This window comes from Thermogutta sp., from assembly GCF_014359955.1.
Lineage (GTDB): Bacteria > Planctomycetota > Planctomycetia > Pirellulales > Thermoguttaceae > Thermogutta.
In genome coordinates this window covers 1-4,679 of sequence record NZ_JACIYL010000312.1, presented here as the reverse complement: position 1 = coordinate 4,679, position 4,679 = coordinate 1, and the positions used below count along the sequence as shown (strand labels likewise).

Genomic DNA, 4,679 nt, shown 5'->3' with positions numbered 1-4,679 from the left:
TGCCTGGAGTTCTTTTTCAAAACCTCGATCGGTGGGATGGTAATATGTTTTTTCCACCCCGAGATAATCCTGAGCTGCGATTCCATTTTCAAAATCGTGCGCGTATTGATACCCTGTGCCGTGTCCCAATCGCTTCGCGCCCGGGTAGTGTGCGTCCCGGAGATGCACGGGAACTGGCAGGACTCGATTCCCCCGGATATCCGCGATCGCATCGTCGATGGCCATGATGACGGCATTCGACTTCGGCGCCAGGGCGAGATAAATCGCCGCCTGAGCCAGGTTTAAGCGGCATTCGGGCAGCCCCACCATTTCACAGGCGTGGGCGGCCGCCACGGCGACCGTTAGGGCGGTCGGGTCGGCATTGCCGATGTCTTCGCTGGCCAGGATCATCAGCCGGCGCGCGATGAACCGCACGTCTTCCCCAGACTCCAGCATCTTGGCGAGCCAGTAGATTGCGGCATCGGGATCGCTTCCTCGAATGCTCTTGATAAACGCACTGATAGTGTCGTAATGGGCGTCGCCGGCGCGGTCGTAGACGGCTGCCTTGCGCTGCAACGAGTCCTCTGCCAGTTGCCGCGTGAACCGTAGAGGAAACGTCTCGGAAGAGAGTACGCCTACCTCGAGGGCCGACAACGCCCGACGAGCATCACCGTCGCAGGCATGTGCCAGAAACTCCAGCGCGTCCTCGTCCATGATGACTTCGTACTGCCCGAGCCCACGTTCCTTGTCTTCCAGGGCACGGCGAATCAGAACCTTGATATGTTCGGGGGAAAGCGGATGAAACTCGAAAACCCGGCTCCGACTGATGAGGGCACTGGTAATACTGAAAAAAGGATTCTCTGTGGTCGCGCCAACTAGAACAATGACGCCTTCTTCCACATGGGGAAGAAGCACCTCCTGTTGTGCTCGATTGAATCGGTGAATCTCATCGATGAACAGGACGGTTCTCTGGCCGGTTGCTGCCAGACGCCGGTATGCCTCGTCGATAATTTCTCGGAGTTCCTTGACACCGGCAGTGACAGCGCTCATTTGGCGGAAGACGCTTTTCGTCTCCGTGGCCAGAAGTCGCGCCAGTGTGGTCTTGCCGGTTCCCGGCGGCCCGTAAAAAATCACTGAACCCAGCCGGTTGGCTTTGATCAGACGCCGCAATAATTTGCCTTCACCCAAAAAGTGCTCCTGCCCCACGAATTCCTCCAACGTTCGCGGGCGCATTCGGGCAGCCAGCGGTTGGACATCACGTCGACGGGCCTGGTCCTCAGCTTCAAAAAGGGACATCGAACGTTGGGCCGGAGTCTGAGATGGTGGCGAACAACAGATACTACCTCAACAACCACTCGATCCTTGGTGTCAGAATAATTCTGGCTGCCGTACTCACAGCGGTTCGTAAGGTCCGCTCTCGGGAAGATAGTCCCGCAGCGGACACTCTTCACATCGAGGGTGTTTTTTCCGGCAGTAATCCTTTCCCAATTTTACCAGCAAGGCGTGAAACTCATTATAGAGGGTTGGGTCTGGCTCCAGTTGGCTTTCAAAATACTCTTTTAAGGTGTGGTAATCGATGTCAAAGTCCACCCACCCGTGCCGCGCGAATATGCGGTGTGTGTAAGCATCTACCACGAATGTGGGCAGATTTCCGGCATACAGGAGAATTGAGTCGGCAGTCTCCGGGCCTATGCCGTTGATGGAAAGCAGTTCCTCACGAAGTTGCTCAAGAGGTGTGCGAAACATCCTCTCCAGCGAACCTCCATAACGTTCGATGCAAAAGCGCAAGAGGTTTCGCAGCCGGCGGGCCTTGATGCGATAATACCCGGCAGATCGGATAAGCTCTTCGAGCTCTGTCTCCGGGACGCTGTAGAGAGCTTTCGGGGTTGTCAGTCCAGCCTCGCGCAGCCTCTCAATGGCCTTCTCCACGTTGGACCAGGCCGTGTTCTGGACCAAAACGGCTCCGACGAGCACCTCAAACGGTGTTTCACCAGGCCACCAGTGCTGGGGCCCGAAACGCTCGTACAATCGCTGGAAAATGTCGTAAAGAGATACGTCCTTGCCCATTATTCGGTGCGTCCCAGTTGGCAGAAATGTCCGATTTTATTCAAAGCCGATCCATTACCGGGCCAATTCTTCCAAAATGGGCGAAGCCACCGCAACAGCCGCCAAAAAAGCTTGGGGAAGACAATCATTAACTGCCTGTTGTGGCGTTTGGGGTCGCCGGGCGTTGTTCTTTTTCAGGATACCAGCCGGCCCACGAAGAAAAATGAGGGGCAACCCTGAGCCGTACCAATTTTTGCAAAAATCCACTAAGATGCCACGAGTGCACACTGTTGGAGGGGACATTCATGAATTGCCCCCACCAGTGGTGTGGCCCGGGTGGAACCCGGCCCTCCAATCCCTCGCATGATTGGGATGCGACCGGGACACTTGGTGGACGTGGAGGCTCGGCCTATTGGAGAGACGTCTACCACGGCGTCCGTGCAACTTCATATCCAAGACCCGAAAAGGATTAGGGCCACGTCCGCTAAAGTGCGAGAGATAAGATTGGTCCCGGTGCTTCCGTACGCTTTCACGTATGGGATATTTCGTAAGGTCACGTTCCAACCCGAGGTGAAAAACATCAGTTCGTCACCGGTTACTTTGAGATAGTCGTTTCCGGGACTATCAAACAGTCGGGCCTGATCCTGGCTCAGGGTTCCACCTTCGACAAAGACCGCATCAAAAGCCTTTGCCCGACGATAGGTATCTTCGCCCATGGCAATCGCCTGCCGGTTGCGGAGAGTCCAGGTGGTCGCGGTCGGCCCTCCTGACAGATAGGCTGTATCCTGGCCACCGGCGATGGCGTACCCATGGACGTAGCGAAAACCTTCCACCGTATGACGGAACCCCGGTCCTTCCATCCGTGATACCTGCGGCGAACTGACGAACGTATCGTCGCCGCTGGAGTCCCAGAGTTCAGCAGCATCCGCTCCACCGTTGACAGAATGGGCAGTTACCTCCTCGAACGAGGTCAGAATCAAATTGAAGCCGGGCCCCCCAAAAAGTGTTTTGCCCGGCCAGCATCGCAACCGATCATCACCGGGGGAGTCTGTAAGGTCCGCGATGTCCCAGCCGGTTCCGCCATTGACGATGATCTGGGGGATGCCGCGGACGGTGACGACTTTTTCGTTCATTGACAAGCTCAACCATCGCGGCCCGGCATCGAGGCGGTCTTGCTGAGAAGACCCGTTCAGTTGGGCCACGTCGGCCCCGCCATTTCCGGCCACTTGTACGGTCTTGAAAAATTTTGCCCGGGCGAAATATCCATCTCCCCGAATGCTCGTCCAGTCGGAGGTGCCTGCCACAATGTCCGAACCGGTGGAGCCGTAGAGCTGAGCCACGTCGCTTCCGCCGTTGCGACTGTACGCGTGAACGTAACGAAAACCTTTGACGCGGTGGTAAAACCCTGGGCCTGTCAGGACAGAATACTCCGGACGGGCCACGAAGCGGTCGTCACCCTTGGAATCGGAGAGGTGCGCGACATCGCTTCCCCCGGCGCGACTGTATGCGTGGACAACGGAAAAGTTTTCCACATTAATTTCAAATCCCGGACCGCGCAATTGGGCAAAACCTGGGGCACACACAAATAGATCGTCGCCGGGAGAATCGCTCAGCTCCGCCGTATTGTTACCCCTGCCAGCACGCACATCGACGAATTCGACTCCGGAGGCGGATACCGTGACCGATCCGCTTGATGCTCGAACTTCGCCAGGTTCGCCGCGGAGATACCAGTCGTTATCGTTCAGGATCAGTGTGACGTTGTCGTTGCCCTCCAAACCATTTGCGCTGATGTTGAAAGTGCCCCCGCTACTGGCGAGCTCGTTGGTGAGGTCATACTGAACGCCGTTCACCGACAAAGCCAATCCCTGCTCAAAAGATACGTCAATTCGATCGTCGCCGGAGGTACCGTAAATCGTGACATTTCCGGGGTGAACTTCCACCAAATTAATCAAGCGGATTTCGCCTTCGAAACCGTCCAGAAGGAGGTAATATTCCCCTCCTGCCTGCACGTTCCAGTCGAGTTGGTGCGACTGTGCTGAGAGCGCATGGCTGGCGATTGTCTGTCCCTGCGCGTTATAGAGCGAAACGCGGGCGCTGGATGGGGCGACTGAGCCGGGCACCACGAAAGACAGCAGACCATCATGGCTGGCCGCAAATTTGTAAAGCTGCGGCCGAGAGTTATCGACAAAAATAGTTTTCTGCGTGATTTGGCCCAGATCAACCGCGGTGGAAGGAATCTCTGCAATGGCGAGATCGGCCCCCGTGCGTTGTTCCGCCGGGCCGAGTGAAACGGTTATCCCCGGGTCTGCGGAAACCGGCCACGCCGATGTGGCCGTTGCGCAGCGCACAGTGTAATCTCCCGCAGCAAGGCCACTGAAGCTGTACACTCCGTCCGAATCTGTAACGGTGTACGGTTCTTCATAAGAAAACGTCAGGGACCATTCATTGAGGGTGCCCGTATCCCAGGGCATGGTGTCGGTGACTTCAAGCGACCACGTCCCGTCTGCAAGATCGTCTTTCAGGACACTCAGAGGATCGACAGGACGAAAAGTTCCCGTGAACGGTGCAGCGCTTTCCAGAATTGAACGTTTTGCTGAGTCGTCGAAAACGGTGTCGGTGAAATTATCTCCCGAACCACCCGCATTGGCCACGAG

Annotated in this window: 3 protein-coding genes; all 3 read right to left on the bottom strand. The window is 56.5% G+C overall.

The window, feature by feature from the left end; all coding sequences use genetic code 11:
• Positions 1–1,212, bottom strand: a 1,212-nt coding sequence (locus tag H5U08_RS10475; protein WP_297032782.1) for a replication-associated recombination protein A, incomplete at its 3' end; no start/stop codon positions are given.
• Positions 1,213–1,371: 159 nt separating this feature from the next.
• Positions 1,372–2,046 carry an endonuclease III domain-containing protein gene (locus H5U08_RS10470; RefSeq protein WP_297032780.1) on the bottom strand — a complete coding sequence of 225 codons (675 nt, stop codon included), beginning with the start codon at positions 2,044–2,046 and terminating at the stop codon, positions 1,372–1,374.
• A gap of 425 nt (positions 2,047–2,471) precedes the next feature.
• Positions 2,472–4,679 (bottom strand): proprotein convertase P-domain-containing protein (locus H5U08_RS10465; protein ID WP_297032778.1); only part of this gene is annotated, 2,208 nt, incomplete at its 5' end.

What these genes read in the sequence shown, in the direction of transcription:
- H5U08_RS10470 (WP_297032780.1), bottom strand. Translation starts at nt 2,046, where the DNA reads ATGGGCAAGGACGTATCTCTTTACGACATTTTCCAGCGATTGTACGAG.